The 16,157-nt window shown below is 66.6% G+C and carries 11 protein-coding genes; 3 read left to right on the top strand and 8 right to left on the bottom strand.

The features are described 5' to 3' along the window. Positions 1-2 precede the first annotated feature (2 nt). Complete coding sequence (locus tag EV650_RS07420; RefSeq protein WP_134116659.1) at positions 3-3,374, bottom strand: hypothetical protein; 3,372 nt, start codon at positions 3,372-3,374, stop codon at positions 3-5. Between the two features lie 108 nt (positions 3,375-3,482). Then, positions 3,483-4,574 (bottom strand): lactonase family protein, encoded by a 1,092-nt coding sequence (locus tag EV650_RS07415; protein ID WP_134116658.1) that lies wholly within the window; start codon positions 4,572-4,574, stop codon positions 3,483-3,485. 174 nt (positions 4,575-4,748) lie between these two features. Here EV650_RS07415 and EV650_RS07410 point away from each other — a divergent pair, with 174 nt between their 5' ends. Next, positions 4,749-5,201: a ribonuclease H family protein gene (locus EV650_RS07410; protein WP_202874425.1), complete on the top strand. Its 453-nt coding sequence runs from the start codon at positions 4,749-4,751 to the stop codon at positions 5,199-5,201. On the opposite strand, the gene EV650_RS07405 is transcribed toward EV650_RS07410, so the two are convergent. The 4 genes from EV650_RS07405 to EV650_RS07390 form a co-directional block, all read right to left on the bottom strand. Beyond that, positions 5,171-8,524, bottom strand: coding sequence for a glycoside hydrolase family 84 protein (locus tag EV650_RS07405; protein WP_166678053.1), 3,354 nt, complete (start codon positions 8,522-8,524; stop codon positions 5,171-5,173). The two genes, EV650_RS07410 and EV650_RS07405, sit on opposite strands and share 31 nt — an antisense overlap. A gap of 89 nt (positions 8,525-8,613) precedes the next feature. Further along, positions 8,614-10,026: a nitric oxide synthase oxygenase gene (locus tag EV650_RS07400; RefSeq protein WP_238174062.1), complete on the bottom strand. Its 1,413-nt coding sequence runs from the start codon at positions 10,024-10,026 to the stop codon at positions 8,614-8,616. Between the two features lie 66 nt (positions 10,027-10,092). Beyond that, the gene (locus EV650_RS07395) at positions 10,093-10,632 is read right to left on the bottom strand and encodes a DivIVA domain-containing protein (RefSeq protein WP_134116654.1); all 540 of its coding nucleotides are present in this window, start codon (positions 10,630-10,632) and stop codon (positions 10,093-10,095) included. Beyond that, the gene (locus EV650_RS07390; protein WP_134116652.1) at positions 10,580-11,881 is read right to left on the bottom strand and encodes a globin domain-containing protein; all 1,302 of its coding nucleotides are present in this window, start codon (positions 11,879-11,881) and stop codon (positions 10,580-10,582) included. Before EV650_RS07390 ends, EV650_RS07395 begins: the two co-directional genes overlap by 53 nt. Before the next feature lie 719 nt (positions 11,882-12,600). On the opposite strand from EV650_RS07390, the gene EV650_RS07385 reads away from it, so the two are divergent. Continuing rightward, entirely contained in the window at positions 12,601-13,014 is a 414-nt protein-coding gene (locus EV650_RS07385; protein ID WP_202874424.1) for an RNHCP domain-containing protein, read from the top strand. Between the two features lie 136 nt (positions 13,015-13,150). Here EV650_RS07385 and EV650_RS07380 read toward each other — a convergent pair whose 3' ends face one another. Together EV650_RS07380 and EV650_RS07375 are read right to left on the bottom strand one after the other, a co-directional pair. Continuing rightward, positions 13,151-13,795, bottom strand: a complete 645-nt coding sequence (locus tag EV650_RS07380; protein WP_134116649.1) for an alpha/beta hydrolase — start codon at positions 13,793-13,795, stop codon at positions 13,151-13,153. A gap of 4 nt (positions 13,796-13,799) precedes the next feature. Then, positions 13,800-15,269 carry a glycoside hydrolase family 3 protein gene (locus tag EV650_RS07375; RefSeq protein ID WP_166678052.1) on the bottom strand — a complete coding sequence of 490 codons (1,470 nt, stop codon included), beginning with the start codon at positions 15,267-15,269 and terminating at the stop codon, positions 13,800-13,802. Between the two features lie 75 nt (positions 15,270-15,344). On the opposite strand from EV650_RS07375, the gene EV650_RS07370 reads away from it, so the two are divergent. Continuing rightward, positions 15,345-16,151 carry an alpha/beta fold hydrolase gene (locus EV650_RS07370; RefSeq protein WP_202874423.1) on the top strand — a complete coding sequence of 269 codons (807 nt, stop codon included), beginning with the start codon at positions 15,345-15,347 and terminating at the stop codon, positions 16,149-16,151. Positions 16,152-16,157 lie beyond the last annotated feature (6 nt).

The raw sequence follows: 16,157 nt of genomic DNA, 5'->3' as shown, positions 1-16,157 counted from the left end.
GGCTAGGGTTGGACCAGAGAGATGCTGACTGCGCGGCAGTAGGCCGCGACAAGGCTCGCGTTCTCGGCGGAGTTGGGTCCGGCCGCACTGTGAGCGGCGCGGGAGAGCTCGGCGACGGCCCAGTGGCAGGACGGTTCACAGAGCATGTCTGACAACGACTTGCCGAACACGACGGGATCGTCGATCGGAACGAGTTTGGCGAGGGCCTCCTGAAGCCGCTCGCGCGCCAGCAGGATCTCGCCGGCGTTGTATCGACCGAAGTTGCGATACGCAACGAAGCTCGCTGTGTCGAAGAACTGATTCAACGTCGATTCTCTTGGGTAGGTCGGGTAGCGCTCGTGGAATGCGAGCAACGACGCGGGCATGTCCTTGGCCAGGCCGGGCTTGGCGTACCAGAGGACACCGACCGGGGTCTCGGCGGTGAACGATCCTGCGCCCTTGGTGAAGAACCCGATGTTGACGGTCCGCGGCGAATAGGCCGGCACCCGGGAGCCGCTGGGCGTGGCGCGGAGGGGATCGAGACTGATGTCGATCCGGATGTCACACTCGCTGGGAGCGATCGCGATGGCTTTGCCGAGCGAGCTCGTCGCGTCGCCCGGCCCGGAGTCGGCGTCGACGCAGACGATCTCGGTGATGTCGGCCATCCGGAGCAGCTCGACGAGTCCGGTGTTCTCCCAGTGCCCGCCGTCGGTCAAGTAGAGGTAGGGGTCGTCGAGGTCGTGGATCCCGAAGAACTCCTTGAACAGATAGCCGAGCCCGGTGTGCGGGTACGACAAGTCGACCTCGTCCTGCAGGCCGGCGGCCTCGAGCTGGGTGACGAAACGTGGGTTGGCGATCCATACGCCGAGCCGGATATTGAAGAAGGTCAGCAGCATGCTGGTCGGCCCGATGCGGTACCGGCCCATCGCTGGAGAGACCGCAGCGCTGGAGATGGCGACCGCCATCATCGTCGTGATGCGTTTGTGCAGTCCCTCGCCGAGTCGGTCGACAACCGCAGTGGACGCAGCGAACTGGAGGGTGTGGCCGTGTCCGTCCTGGGGCAGATGCAGGATGGTTCGGTCGGGGTCGAACGTCACGCTGAGAGCCGGTGTGCCGTAGTGGGTGCGGACGGCACGCGAGGTGACGGTGCTGGTCGTGCAGACGACCAGGGGCGTACGCACCGTGGCGTCGTCGCGGTTGAAGGCGAACAGCCCCGGTTCGCGCTTGGCGTGGTGACTGCCGGCGAGGTTGTCGTTCAGGTACGGGCGCACCCGGTCCTGGTCGTTCGGGGCTCGGTAGGACGCGTAGGCCAGGCGCAACTTGCCTCTGTAGAAGGGTGCCAACGACCAGCTTTCCGGGCTGGGTCCGAGGAGCGCAACAGTCACAAACGCCAGCGCGGCAACCCAGTTCCAGCCTGACTGCCAGGTGAACAGACCGTCGGACGACCAACTCGCCCCCTGCTTGGCCGCACTCCACGTCGCGAGCGCTGCCAGACCCAGCGCGACGACGACGAAGGCAAAGCCGCCGAGCATCGGCGCGAAGCGCGCTGCCGGCTTCTTGAGAATGCGGACGACCGAGCCGATGACACCCGCGCCGGCCGCGGCACTGGCGATCAGCGCGGGCAACGACAGGTATGCGACCGCTCCAACCAGTTCGACGAAGGCCCACAGAGCAAGTGCGAGAGCCGCTCCCAGAGCGAGGCCGCCGTACGCCGCCCGCTTGAGCGTCTGCAGTATGACGCGCGCCCACTGGTGATCCTGGGCAGGACCGACGAGAAGCCGACCGGCGAGCACCCAGAGCATCAGAGCGGCGAATCCGACGAGCAGGAAGATGATCCCGGGTAGCGCGAGCGAGTGTTGCTTGACGAGGTCGTGGATCGCGCCCTGCCGCAGGTTGCCGTCCTGGTCCGAGAGGTTGCGCAGTGCCCAGCCCATCGGCTGCGTGATGGCCCACAGCATGCTCAGCAGTACGACCACGTTGACGGTCAGCCCGGCGATGATCGTTGCGAAGAAGGCTGGACGGTACGACGCCTTGACGTAGGCCCGGTCGCCCTCGAGATCGGCGCTCTTGCCGGCATCAGCAGCGGCCGGGTCGGTGTCGGATCCACGGGGCTGGTTCGACGCAAGGTAACCGAGGTTGTCGACCAGATGGCGCTCCTCCGCGGTGAGCCATCCGCTGTTCTTCTGCTGCCACGGAACAGGATTCAACTGGCTGGGCTCTACGCGATGAGGGTTGCCGCCGCTCTGTTCCCACGGGTCCAGCTCACCGGGATCTACTTGAGCAGTTCTCTTGTCGTCCGCTGTCTGGTAGCTGGACCGCGAGATGCTCCAGCCCGCCGCCATGTTCGATCCGCCCGACACGGCCGTGACCGCGCGCGCCTTCGACCAGTCGAGGGGGCCACCGTCGAGCGCTTGGAGCGCACCGAGGCTGATCGATGACGCCCGGATGCCGCCGCCGGAAAGGGCAATGCCGTGCTTCGCAGCCTCCGCCGGTGGCTCGGAGCGTACCGTCTGGGTGCCGGCCGCGGATGGGACAACCTCCTCCGTAGGTGTCGATGTCGGAGCCTCGGCAGCGGCCTCGCGGGCGTACTTGGGCAGGGCCCACGAGGCCAACCGGACCCAGCGCGGCGTCGACCACCAAGCGAACGCGCCGGCCGCGATGTAGACGACGGCGGCGAGTAGCAACGCGAACTTCCCCCACGCACAGACCGCGACGAACTGCCATGTTCCGTTCGACGACCCCGCAGCGAGCATGAGGACGTCCTCGACGACGTCCAGGAGGCCGGCGACGACGATCGCGATGACGACAGTGGTGCGCGCCCGCCGGAGCGCGGGCAGCCGGAAGTATGCGCCTGCCCACAACGCCAACAGGCCGAGCAGCAGAACGTAGGAGGCGATGAACCAGAAGTCTTGACGGACGGCTGCCGTGAACGGTCCGGCGCAGTCGCAATCAGTCCACGCCTTGCTGCTGCCGGAGAGTTCGATATCGACGATCGACTTCTTTTGGCCCTTCAGACTCGCAGTACCGCCGAAATGGGCGGCGGCGAGCGCTGTGAGGATCAGTGCCGCCCACCGCAGTACAACGGGGAAGATGGGGTGCTGCGCGAGGAGCCGCTCGGCCAACCGGGCGAGCTGAGGACGCGGCACGTGAGGAGGTTCGAGCAGAGCAACGGCGCTGAGCATGACGGCGAGGATGGCCATCAGGAGGACGGCGATCAGCAGGAGCGTGACCCAGACCGCCGGCGACCACGTGTCGTCTCCGCGACGGAGGAGCGCTGCGAGGAGCACGAAGGCGCCGACGCCCCCGATGAGCCATAACACCCGACGCCGGTAGCGAAAGGCGACAGCCGTCGTCGAATCGAGTCCGCCGACCGGCGGACCAAGGAGATTCGCCATGTGCTGCGCCTCCGCTCGCCGGCGTGAATGCCGCCGACAGTCCCGAGATGATCCTTCTCATCTGTAAAGAGACTCCGGAGTACGCGATTGATACTGACGGAGCGGCAACTAGTTGGCGGCTAGGCCGGCGGTGCCGTTGGTGGGGGCCCCGGTGGTGTTTTGCTGGGGAGCTAGCGTGCCGTTGTGGTTGACGGTGAAGGTGGCTACTGCTCCGGTGCTGAGGCGGATGTAGAGGGACTTGTTGTCGGGGGTGAGGGCGGCGTCGGAGCCGCCGGCGCTGGTGCTGGCTGCGACGGATGCGATCAGGTGGACGCGGCCGTCGGCGGTGATGCGGTACGACGAGATTGACGAGCTGGCTGCGTTGACGGCGTACGCGTAGTGGCTGTCGTTGGTGACGACGAGCCAGCAGGCGGCTGCCTGGTTGTCGCGGACCGTGGCGCTGATGGTTCGCAGTTGGTTCGCGTGGACGGCGTACGACGAGACGGCGCTGGCGTCCGCCTCGGAGACGATCGCTTGGCCGCGGCGGTCGAAGGCGAATCCGTACGGCGTCGAGCCCGACGAGTGGTGGGCGACCGCGGATCCGGCGTACCCGTTCCTGACGGCGAAGGCGTCGATTGTCTGGTCGCCCTTGTGGGTCACAACCAAGGTCTGTCCGTCAGGGCTGAACGAGACTTGGGCGGCCGCGGTCGGGTTGGCGGTGGTCTTGCTGAGTGCCCTGGTCGAGTGCGGCAGCGGCTGAAGGTCGCCGTCGTGGTCGACCCGGAGGCCGCTGATGGTTTCGCTGTTCTGGTTGAGGACGTAGACGACCCCGTGCCGGACGGTAACGCTGACCGGCCGATCGCCGCCGCTGGGGGCGACATCACGCCGTGCGAGGCCGTGCCCGGTGATTGCGAGGGTCGAGATTGTGTTGTCGCCGGCGTTCACCGCGAACAACAGGTTGCCATCCCGCACCAGACCGTTCTGCGAGGCGAGGGACGAACCCAGCCCGCGACCGCCTGTCGCGACGGTGGCGCCCGCTTGTAGCCGGCCGTCCCGGTACCGGTCGAAGACCTGGATCGCGTTGCCGGCGGGGGAGTTCGTCGTCTCGTAGACATGTCCGACGGGGCTGCTCGCCGCGTTTGCGGGCGGAAGGCCGACCAGGGATGCGGCGGCGACCGCGGCCAGCGCGGGAGCCAGGAGACGGACAGATCGGGTGCGCATGGAAGTTCCTTTCTTGGCGGGTAATTGCCTTTGACAGTAGGTCTCCGGGCAATGCCAAAGAGGAGATTTCCGAATGCGGTAAGGAACCCGTTAGCCGGTGAAACGTTCGCAAATCATAAGGAGTAGGGTTCACGGATGCCTGTTGCTCGTGCTCGGCGGCCTCGGCCGGCTGATATGACTGCTCCTGTTGACGCGCGGTCGGTGTTCACCGACGGAGCCTGCTCGGGGAACCCTGGGCCCGGCGGGTGGGCCTGGGCGTTGTCGACGACCGAGTACGCCTCGGGTGGCGAGGCTCCTTCGACGAATCAGCGGATGGAGATCCGGGCCGCGCTCGAGGCGGTTCGGGCGAACGACGGTCCGCTCCTGGTCGTGTCGGATTCGACGTACGTCGTGAACTGTTTTCGGGATCGGTGGTACGTCGGGTGGCTCGAGCGCGGGTGGTTGACGTCCGCGAAGAAGCCGGTCGCCAACAAGGACCTGTGGGAGCCGTTGGTGCAACTGGTGACGGACCGCGGTGACGTCGCCTTTCGTTGGGTGAAAGGCCATTCCGGCCACGAAATGAACGACTTCGTGGACCAGTTGGCCGTCGCCGCATCTCAGGCGGCTGGGAAGACCTCCGCTTCGTAGAGGGAGTAGCCGTACGGCGTCGCGCGGTGGACGCCTTGGAGGCGGACGTAGCGGCCGGTGGCGTCGAGCCAGAGCGTGTCGGTGCCGCCGTCGCCGGTGGTGACGTCTGCAGCCGTGGTCCAAGTGGTGGCGTCGTCGGAAACCTCGATCTTGTAAGCGGATCCGTACGCAGCCTCCCACCGGAGCACGAGCTTGCCCAGGTGAGTGGGAGATCCGAGGTCGACCTGGAGCCACGACGCGTCGTCGTACCCCGATGCCCACCGGGTGGCGGGGTCGCCGTCGACTGCTAGGTCGGCGGTGAACGTCGTGCCGGGTTCGATGCTTGAGGCAACGACTGGGTGGTGCAGGGCGATGTTCGTGGCAGAGGTACGCGGGCGGACTGCAAGCCGAAGTACGGCGGTGGTCGAGCCCAACGCTATTGGGATGTCCACGTCGGCCAAGGCGGCGTCGGCGGGTGGCGTTAGCTTCACGGTGACCGATTGAGTGAAGCCACGTTTCACGGTGAGCTTGTGAGGTGCCTCGAGAGCCCAGCCGGTGGGCGATGAGATCCGAAGGCTTCCGGAAACGTCCGCGCGCGGGCCGGCCGACACGTCGATGACGACACTGGCCGGCGTGCCGCGGACGACGTCGACTCGATCGGCACTGGTGCGCAGGGCAACCAATGGTGTGTCGGTCCAGAGTGGAATGAGTTCTGCAACGGACGGCGCTCCGCCCTTCCACACCAGCCGCACAGCCTCGGCGAGGACGTCACCAACCGGCACCTCGGCGTACGCCGACGAAACGCTGCCGACCCGCTTCCACACGCCGTCGACCTGCACCTCAACATCCGCCGACCCCACGGACGATTGCAGCACCGTCAACCGAGACAGAGCCCGCGGAGCCGACAACGTGGCAACCAACGCATCACCGACATTCGGCGCCGCGGCAGGCACGTAAGCACTCGCCACATCGCCGTCTACAGCGCGCTGGTACGACGAGCCCGCAGCAGGAGCCGGCGTACCGCTGACGGTCAGCGTCGTATTCTCCCCGCCGACCGTCGCGACCGAGAACTCACGGACCACCAGCCAGAAATCGCTCGCCGTCAACGAGCGATACCGCACGTAGCGCGCAAGGGTCCCGGCCGGAGCGGTGAACCGTACTTCGGCACTAGTCGCCCGAGTAAGTTCGCTCCACTGAGTCCCGTCGACCGAGTACTCCAGCGCCCCCGAGTGGATGTAGTCGTCCGGACTGGACGCCTTCCCCATCAGTACGGCGATCGCACCGATCTGGACAGCCGAGCCGAGATCGACCCGCACCTCCGAATCCGGACCAGGCGAACCGTCGCTCCAATAAAACGTGTTCTCATCGCCGTCGACCATCCGCGCCGGCACGTTCTCCTGGTACGTACCCAGGTTGGTCGTCGCCGACTTACCCGGCGTGACGCCGAGCCAGCGGTCGTGCACCCGCCCGGTCTCCGCGATCAACTCGTCAACCACCCGCTCGCCGATCCGCGGATAGGTCCCGTCATGCGGCGCCCGACTGTCGCGGATCGCCTTGGCCTGCGTCACGAGCGCACTCATCTGCTGCCGCGCAGTCCACGCCGCCGCACCATTGCCTGCCTCGAGCGCGGTCAACAGATCCAGGGCGCGGCTCATCGCCTGCCCCCAGAGTTCTGTTGCCTTGAGCCACGACTCCGCCTGCGCAGTGAAGGCCGGATCGACCACACCACGACGGATCGTGCCCGGCGCCGCGACGATCGCATTCACGCGCGGCCTCAGCAAAGCGATCGCCTGGGCGCGCTGACCGCCGCGCCAACGCTGCCAGAATTCGTTGACGGCGGCACCGAACACCGGCGCGCTCTCCGGATGCAGCGTGCCGTCGTACGTATTGAGATCGGCAAAGACCTTCAACGCATCAGCCGTACGTCGATCACCACCGGAGCGCTCGCCGATCGCACGCAGCCATACGGCCGTCGCGTCGTACCGCGCTGGATTCCAGCCGAACTCGGCGAACGAGTACAGCGCGATCTTGCTCACCGCCGCCTGGTTCATCGGGTTCGAGATCACGCCAACGACGTCGTCCGCGATCCCCGGTTCACGACCGGTGTACGGCGCCAGCAGCAACCGGCCGGCCGCGTAGTCGTTGACCGGGTAGTTGTCCCAGATCAGGATGTCGTGCCCGAACACGGCCTTCGCCTGAGCCGCCTGCGCTGCCGTGATCGCCTGAGGGACCACGCCGATCCCGGTCCAGTGCACGACGACAGCCGCGTCGAGCTGCTCCCGCAGTACCTTCTTGTACGGCGTTTCGCTGACGTTGTAGTACTCCGTCGGCACCATTTGGAGCGGAGCGACGTCAGGCTTGGACTCGATCCACTCCCGCTGCACGCGGTTGAGCAGATCGCTCTGCGCCCGACCAGCCGCTTCCCCGCCGGTGCCGTACTTCACCCGGTCCGCGTCGCAGTGCCAGCTGTTGTAGTCGATGTCGTCGAGCGGCACGTTGAACGACCGAGCGCCGAGTTCGTACAACGCCTCGAACTTCGCGATCAGCGCCTGGAAGTCGGTGTCGGAGGTGTAGCAGATCGACAGGCCGGGGGAGAGCGCGAAGGTGAAGTCGACCTTGTTCTGGCGCGCGCGGGTCACCAGCTCACCGAGCTGCGCGAGCTTGTCCGCCGGGTACGGATCGCGCCACTGCTCGCGGTGGTACGGGTCGTCCTTGGGCGCGTACTCGTAGGTGTTCATCCGGTGCGCGCCGAGATAGTCGAGATGGTCCAACCGCTCCGCCTGCGACCACGGCGTTCCGTAGAAGCCCTCGATCGAGCCGCGATAGCGCATCGTCGGCCAGTCCCGGACCGCGACACCGGGCATCCAGTTCCGCCGTACCAGCTGTGAGAGTGACTGGGCGGCGTAGAACGTGCCGTCGGAGTCGACGCCGTCGAGCACGATCTGAGCGCGGTGCTTCCGATCGCGTCCAGCAGCGAGGACGTAGCCCTCGGCCGGTAGCCCGGTGCTGTCCTGGACGTGCAGCCCGGACAGAACGGACGTCGTACGGCCGAGCCAGATGGTCGTCGGTGTGCCGGGATCGCTGCCGTCCGTGGTCCGGACGGTCTTCACACCGGCGCGGGTCAGCGCCTCACGTACTACGCGTTCCGCGTCCGGATCGGATCGCGGCGTACGAACCAGCCCGACCACCGGAGTGATCGGGAAGCCGTCAGTGCGTTGGACGACCTGCTCTGGTTCGGGACTGATGGTCGGGGTGGCTGGCGGCGCCGCAGTTGCGTTCGGCGCCACCAGCGCGAGTGGGGAGGTCAAGGCGAGCAAGCTGACGGCGGACAGGAGCAGGCGCATCGAGTCTCCTCACGCGGGGGCGGGTCCAGCTAGTTAGCCACTGCGCAGAAGTGCTCGTCAAGATATGAAGCTGGTCAATTCCAGGCAGTTCAGCGGAAGGCGGGCGGACCGCCATGGAGGGCTCGGCGGGTGGCGTCGGGATCGGAGAAGAAGTTCGGTACTTGCGTCTCGGCGTCGTAGTGGCGATGGAAGACCGGCGTTTGCGAGCCGGACATCGGCGGCACGATCCAGGTCCAGTCGGCGGGGCAGCTCCGGCCTGCTCGTTCCTCTCGTTCCAGATGGATGAGGAATCTGCGGGACTCGGTGTGGTGGTCGGTGATGCTCACGCCGTTCGACTGGAACGAGTGCAGTACTGCGCGATTGATCTCGACCAGAGCCCGGTCCCGCCACAGCGTCGCCTCGTCCGTGGTGTCCAGACCCATCCGCTCGGCGACCTCCGGGACCAGGTCGTAGCGCTCACTGTCGCCGAAGTTGCGAGCGCCGATCTCGGTGCCCATGTACCAACCGTTGAAGGGCGCAGCCGGGTAGGAGACCCCGCCGATGACCAGCCTGTTGTTGCTGATCACCGGTACGGCGTGCCATCGCATACCCAAGTCGGCGAACCACGACAGCTCGGGGTGCTCGAGTGGGACCTCGTGCACCGATTGGCCGGGGAGCTGGAACAGCTGCGGTCCCTCCTCGACGGTCTCGACGACGAGGGGGAGTACGTCGAACGCCCCCGGGTGTTCGGGTGGTCGCCACCCGCGCTGGATGAGTTCGCTGGTGAAGGTGCGGTAGCGGGGGTCCCCTAGGACACGACCGTCCGTTTGCTCATACCCGGCGTACCGGATGAGCTGTTCGTTCCAGATCCTGGGGGCAGGTCTGGCCGGCGTCTCGGGAGCGAAGATCGTGATCATCGGCCGGATCTTGCCGCCGTTGTGGGCTGAGCGCAGGTGGTCGAAGCAGTGCGCCGCGATCCCGCCGGCGTCGGCCACGGTCCTCAGGTCGCGGACCTGCAGGCTGTGCCAGTACAGCCGTCCGATGCACCGCTCGTTGTTGCGCCAGGCGACGCGGGCGCCGAAGGTCAGCTCCTCGGAGGTGTGCCAATAGGTCCCGGTCAGGTCGATCTCGCGCATCACCGCGGCGATCCGCGGCCCCATCCAGCCGGCCTGGGGATTCTCGGCATGAAAGAGCTCGAGGAACTCCTTCGCCGCGGCCCGAACCAGCTCGACGTCGGGGTTCCCCGGACTCGGTCGGGGCTCGGGCCGGGTCAACGGGTGGTGGTCGGGTCTCGCCCGGATCCTGCCGGGACCGGGCGACGACCGCCGGCCGATCCGCGGAGCCTTGCGCCACGGCCGGTCGCTGATATCGAGCAGGCGTTCTCCGGAGTGGACCGCAACGACCTGACGGGCGCAGATCCGAGCGGCGAGGAAGAGGATTGCCATGGCCACTACGACGACGGCCGGGCGGCTGGTTGGTACGTCCCAACCAAGTCCGACCGCGCCGACGGCGGCAGCGGGCACAGCTAATCCAGCGACTGCGAGTGTGTCTTCGTATGCCTGGGCGGGACGCCGAAGAGTACGCACTGGTCAGTCCGAACCTGTAGTCCCGAAGCGGTTCTGCCACTCCCTGGAGTCCTCCGACAGAGGATCCTTCTGGTGGAGCGGCGTGAAACCCGGCTCGCCGGGCATCGGCGGGACCGCGAGCTGATTGACCTCGGTGGCGAACGAGTTGACGATCGACTGCATCTGCTCCTGCGCTGTCTGTGCGTACGAACGAACCTGCTGACCGGCCGTGTCCATTGCCGCCGCGACGATCTGTCGCTCGTGTGCGCGTGCCTGACCGATGCGCTCGCGGGCGTCCCGGCTGACGTCCTGCACCATCTCTTCGACCACCAACTGCGCTTGGCTGAACATCTGGACCACCTGTTCGTTCACCCGTTCGCCGGCCTGCTCGTAGTGGTCGAGCTCCGCCTGCACGCGCTGGAAGTCCGCACGGACACGCATCAGTTCGCCTTGGAGACGTTCGCTCTTGGCCCTGCTCTCGCTGAGCTGCTTGTCCGAGGCCTGTACCTGGTCAGCCAGCTGATCGAGGTACGCGTACACCTTGCCCGCGTCGAGGCCCCGCATCCGCCGTTGGAACGTCTCGGACCGGATCGACGCGGGTGTCTGATGGCGAGAGGCGTTGCGGTGATTGTTGAGCGTCACTGATTGTCTCCTGACCTGGTAGTGCCGGGACCACGGTGTGCTCGCCCGCGGCCGCGTAGTAGAAGTGCTCGTACTTGATCTGCTCGGGCTGCATCCCGGCGGAGCCAAGGCGCTCCAACGTGTGCGCGACCATCTGCGGTCCGCCGCACACCATCGCCGTACGCCCGTAGAGCAGTTGCCTGGCCGCGACCGTGCCGACCTTCCCGCGGGTACCGGGATAGGACGGGTCGTCGGAAACGACCTCCGTGTAGTCGAACCATGGCCGCTTGCCGGCCAGTTCACGCAGCCGTGGACGGTCGTAGAGGTGCCAGGGCATCCGTACGCCGTGGAGCAGGTGGACCATGGGTCCGGTGCCCGACCGTTGCCACTCGTTGTCGATCTGTTCGAGTACGGCGAGCAGCGGAGCGAGACCTGTTCCGCCGGCCACCATCAGCAAATCCTTCGTATCGCCTTCCCGCCGGGTGAGCCGCTCGCCGATCGGCGCTCCCAGCTTCACGGTGTCGCCGGTCTTGAGGGTCCGGACGACGGTCGGACTGACCTGGCCGCCGTCGATCTGTTGCACGTGCAGATCGATCGAACCGTCCTGGCGTGGGGCATTGGCGGGGCTGAAGTACCGCCACTGTCGTGGGCGTTGCGGAACCTCCATCGACACGGACTGACCGGGCCGGAACATGAACGCGCGGCTGGGCCGAACTCTCAGCAGGGTGAGGTCCATGGTCCTCCGCTCGGCAGAGATCACTTCGGCGTCCCACCAGTCAGGGCTGGTCTCCGAAGACATCTCCGCAGCCTCGACCATGACTCGCGCGACGACCTGATAGGCCGCCGTCCAGTTCGCGGCGAGCTCCTCGTCCCACTCCGGCCCCAGGAAGTGCATCAGGGTTGCGCAGAGCGAAGCGCCGACCGCGTTGTAGTGCTCCGCAACCACGGCGTACTTGCGATGGTCGCGGCCGAGGTGCTGCAGAAACGACATGTCGTTCTCGAGCTGATCGGCATGACTGACGATCCGGCCGAGAGCGCTGACGAACTTGTCCCGCTGGTTCGCCATGGAGAGCGGAAACATCGACCGCACCTCGGGATGAGACACGAAGATGTGTGAGTAGAAGTACAGCGGCACCTGGTCTCCGTGCTTCGTGACCTGGTCCCAGCTGCGTTGCAGGGCGTATGCATCCATGGGCTTCGCTATCCGTCTCGGAAAGGCAGCTCCTCGAAGGAAACAGACCGCCAATCTGCGGGCACCATGTGCCCCCGTGCGTCGGTAGCTCGTGCCGACGGGTACTGCGTTGACAAGGGTTCCCTCCCATTCAGTCCCCGAGTCAGTGCTGCATGATCCTCCCGACCTACCCCCGGCCGAAAGGGTTGAAACAGCGCCCGGACTGAATCGTCTCGAAATCTTCGATCCTGACCCGATTCGCGCCAGAACCCCTTATTTTCCAATGAAACGCTTGTTCGTCGGCCCGTCCGAGCAGCGTCCGCGATCCTTCCCGCGCCTGCACCCCAACCACCCGGGTCCATCTGAGGGGTCAACCCCTCTGGCGGTCGGTTGCGGAACCAGAATTCGCTTCCGCAACCGTCCGTCTCAGGGGTTGACCCCTGAGACGTCCGTGGCGTACGGCGAGGTTGCCGGCTCGTGACAGGGACGGTGACCGCACCGGCGGCGGCCGCGCGGGGACCTCCAGGCCATCACATTCGTCAACCAGGGAACGCATCCTCGCGTAGGCGGCAGCCCAGGAGTGCGTTGTGATGGCCTGGGGGTTCGGCAGTTAATCGATTGACGATGGTGGAGGCGGGCTGGTCTGCTGGGGGCGGTGTGCCGGACGAGCCGGCCGGGCCGGGAGGAGGGAAGCCGATGTCTGTCATGTCCTGCAGCTTCGCTCTGAAAGGTTCTCTGGTTTGGCTTTCGCACGTTCGTTCAGCTGTGAGCACTGCGGCGTAGAGGTTTCGCTCGACGCCCCTGGCACTACCCATCGCAATCACTGCCCGAGTTGTCTCTGGTCCCGTCATCTGGACCGCAACGTCCCGGGTGATCGCAAGGCCGACTGCGCCGGTGGGATGGAACCGATCGCGGTCACGGTCCGCGGCGAGGGCCGATGGGTCCTGATCCATCGATGTACCAACTGCGGCCGACTCCGTCTCAACAAGACCGCCGGTGACGACAACGTCCTGCTACTGATGCGGCTCGCGGCGCTGCCGCTGACCATGCCGTTCATCCCGTTCGCCGCCGAGCCCGAGCCCGAGCCCGCGACCAACGGCAACAGCTCGCAAACCCCACCCCGCAAGCCAAGGACCCGCAAGGCCAAGGCCTGAGTAGTCAGCCCCCTCACCATCACCGGTGAGGGGGCTTGAAACGAAGACGTTGTAGAAATAGAGGATGTCGCCGAAAGCAGAACGGCCTTCTGTACTTCGGTCATTGGCGAGGCGAGACCGTCCGTCTACACGAGCGTTAGCTGCCGAACGCCCAGGCTGCCATCAGGGGGAACTCTTCGCGCCAGAAGGGGTCGCCGTGGTCACCGGGCCGCTCGGTCATGACGACATCGGCGTTCGCATCGCGCAGCGCTTCCGCCCAGCGGGTCGCGTTCTCGCGGAAGAACGGCTCCTCTGTACCGGCGACGAGGTACGTCCGCGGCAGCGTGGCCTGCATATCGCCAGGCGGCTTGTACCCACCACCTGGCGATGCGCAGAAGATCGATCCGTAGATATCCGGATGACGAAGCCCCAGAGCGAGCGCCAGTTCGCCACTCGCCGAGACACCGAAGACCGCAGTACGCGAGGCCGGCAACGCGACGCCGAAACGCGACCGCGTCCACTCCCGTACGTCCTCGACGAAGAACTTCTCGTGCGCCGGAAACCGATCCGACTCGAAGAACGGCGAGTACTCGTGCAGCCGCTCCATCTCGTCGTCCAGCCGGTGCGTGGCGACGACCATCGTCGGCGGTACGTCGGCCGCCGCGTTGACGAACTCACCCCACTGCGAGATCAGCTGACCGTCACCCGCAAACCCGATCGCCTGCGGCGTTTCATCCGGCACGTACGCCGTGACCTGCCGGCCTCCGTCGTACTCGAACGTCTCAGTGACAGTGGATGACATCGTGTCATGTTACAAGGAGTCTCCGGCTCGCGGCCTCGGCGCAGACTCGGGCACTGCCGAACGTCTGGATCCACCCGGCGAACCCGGAGTAGTCCGTGCCTGGGACGCCCATGTCGACGACGATCAGGTCCGGATGCTGACTCCGTAGTTCCCCGATCAGCTTCTCCTGCCAGTCGAAACGGTGCGCTCCTCGAACCAGCAGCACCACCTGACTGTCCGCGCCGTACTCCGACCGGAACTCACCGACACCAGCCCGAGCCATCCCGGGTCCGTTGTAGGTCTGCCCGGACAAACCGATGCTCTCGACAACCTTCCCGGCGTCGCGCAGCATCGTCTCCACACCCCAGCCCGCCGACCCGGCCGCGGGGGAGTGCGTCGGCTCGAGCCGGATGATCAGTACGGCGTCACTCCGCAGTACCGGATCGCCGTGGGTCACCACGACCTGGTCAGCTAGGCGCTCACCTAACGAGTTGTCCCGCAGCGAGAGGTCCGCCTTCGGCCGAGTCCCGAGCCGAGCCAGCCGTTCGTTCGCGCTTTGCAGTCGTTCCAACGGCAGTCGTCCGCTCTCGACTGCCTCGACGAGAGCAGCCGCAGCAACGTCCACGTCGTCGAGGAACGCCCACGAGCCCAGACAGAGTGCGTCCGCCCCGGCTTCGATCGCCCGTACGGCGGCCTCCGGCAACGGCGCCACGTCGGCGATCCCGTACATCTCGAGCGCGTCGGTGATCACGACCCCGTCGTACCCGAGCTCTCCGCGCAGGATGTCGGTGAGCAGCACCTTGCTGATCGTTGCCGGTACGTCGTCCACCTGCGGCACCAGGTCGTGCGACACCATGATGCTGTCGACGCCGGCCGCGATCGCTGCCCGGAACGGATCGAGGTAGCTGTCCGACAACTCAGCCCGGGAGACGTCGACGAGTGGTGTCGCGAGGTGGGCATCGGTGCCGCTGAGACCGTGGCCCGGATAGTGCTTGGCACACGCGCTGACACCGGCAGCCTGCAGTCCTTCCACCCAAGCGGCCGTATGCCGGCTGACCAGGTCACGATCCGCTCCGAAGCAGCGAATCCCGTTCGGGCTAAGCGGGTTGACGGCCGTGTCGACCGCCGGGGCCAGGTCCCAGTCGATGCCGGCCTCGACCAGCGACAGACCGATTTGGAACGCGGCCTGCCGGGTCAGCTCGAGGTCGTCCAGCTCGCCGAGAGCCCGGTTGCCGGGCATCGAGAAGCCGCCCAGGTTCGCGAGCCGGCTCACATCGCCGCCCTCCTCGTCGATCGACAGCAGGACGTGGTCGCGCAGACTGTGCAGCTCCGCGGCCAACCGCTGGAACTGCGGACCGTCGGCGATGTCCTTGCCGAAAATCACGAAGCCGCCGAGGCCGGCCTCGATACGTGGTCGGACCCAGTTGGGCACCTTGGGCCGGCCGAGCGCGGGAAACAGCACGCCATGGGCAAGCCGGTCGAGCTCTGCGTTCACTCTGTCCTCCAATAGAAACGCGCTGCTGACATTCATACAAGACGGCCGGCTGCCGGCGTGTGCACCATCGGCTGTATGAGTCAGTTCATGCACGTGGTTCACGACGGTCCGCGAGAGGGTCCGCCGGTGTTGCTGGTCCACGGATCGGGTACGTCGAGCGGCACCTGGAACCCAGTCGTCCCAGCGCTCGCCGCCCGTCATCACGTGATCCGGGTCGACCTCCCAGGCTGCGGTCAGTCGCCGCCACCACCGTCGTACGGCGTGCCTGATCAGGCCGGCCGGGTCGCGGCGCTGATCGACGAACTCGAGCTGCGCCAGGTCACAGCAGTCGGACACTCCAGCGGCGGGTACGTCGTCACCGCGCTCGCCGAACAGCGACCTGACCTGGTCGGATCGATCGCACTGATCAGCACCGGGCCGAGGATGGACGCGCTCCTTCCGCAGCCGGCCATCCTTCGGATGCTGCTGGCCCCGCCGTTCGGCCCGTTGCTCTGGGCGAGACGATCGGACTCGATGATCCGCCGTGGAATCAACGCGACGACGGCTCGCCCGATCGACGTGCCGACCGACGTGATCGAGGAGGTGCGGGGTACGGCGTACCGCGCGTTCCGGAAGGTGATGCGGGCGAATGGGGCGTACATCAAGGCGAAGAGTGTGCCCGATCGCCTCGCCGCGCTGGAGGTCCCGGTGCTGGTCGTCTTTGGAGCCGCCGACCCGCGGTGGGATCCGCAGTCGGCGCACCAGTACGACGCGGTGCCGAATGCGCGGGTGGAGTTGCTGTTCGGCGTCGGGCACGTGCCGCCGTACGAAGCGGCCGAGCGGGTGAGCGAGTTGCTGCTCGATTTCATGGCAAACGAGACCCTGCCCAGGACTGAGGCCTAGGCTGGC

The organism is Kribbella kalugense (assembly GCF_004365875.1).
In the GTDB taxonomy this organism is placed as follows: Bacteria; Actinomycetota; Actinomycetes; order Propionibacteriales; family Kribbellaceae; genus Kribbella; species Kribbella kalugense.
Note: the sequence above shows the minus strand (reverse complement) of the source record. Positions and strands in the feature narration are given on the sequence as shown.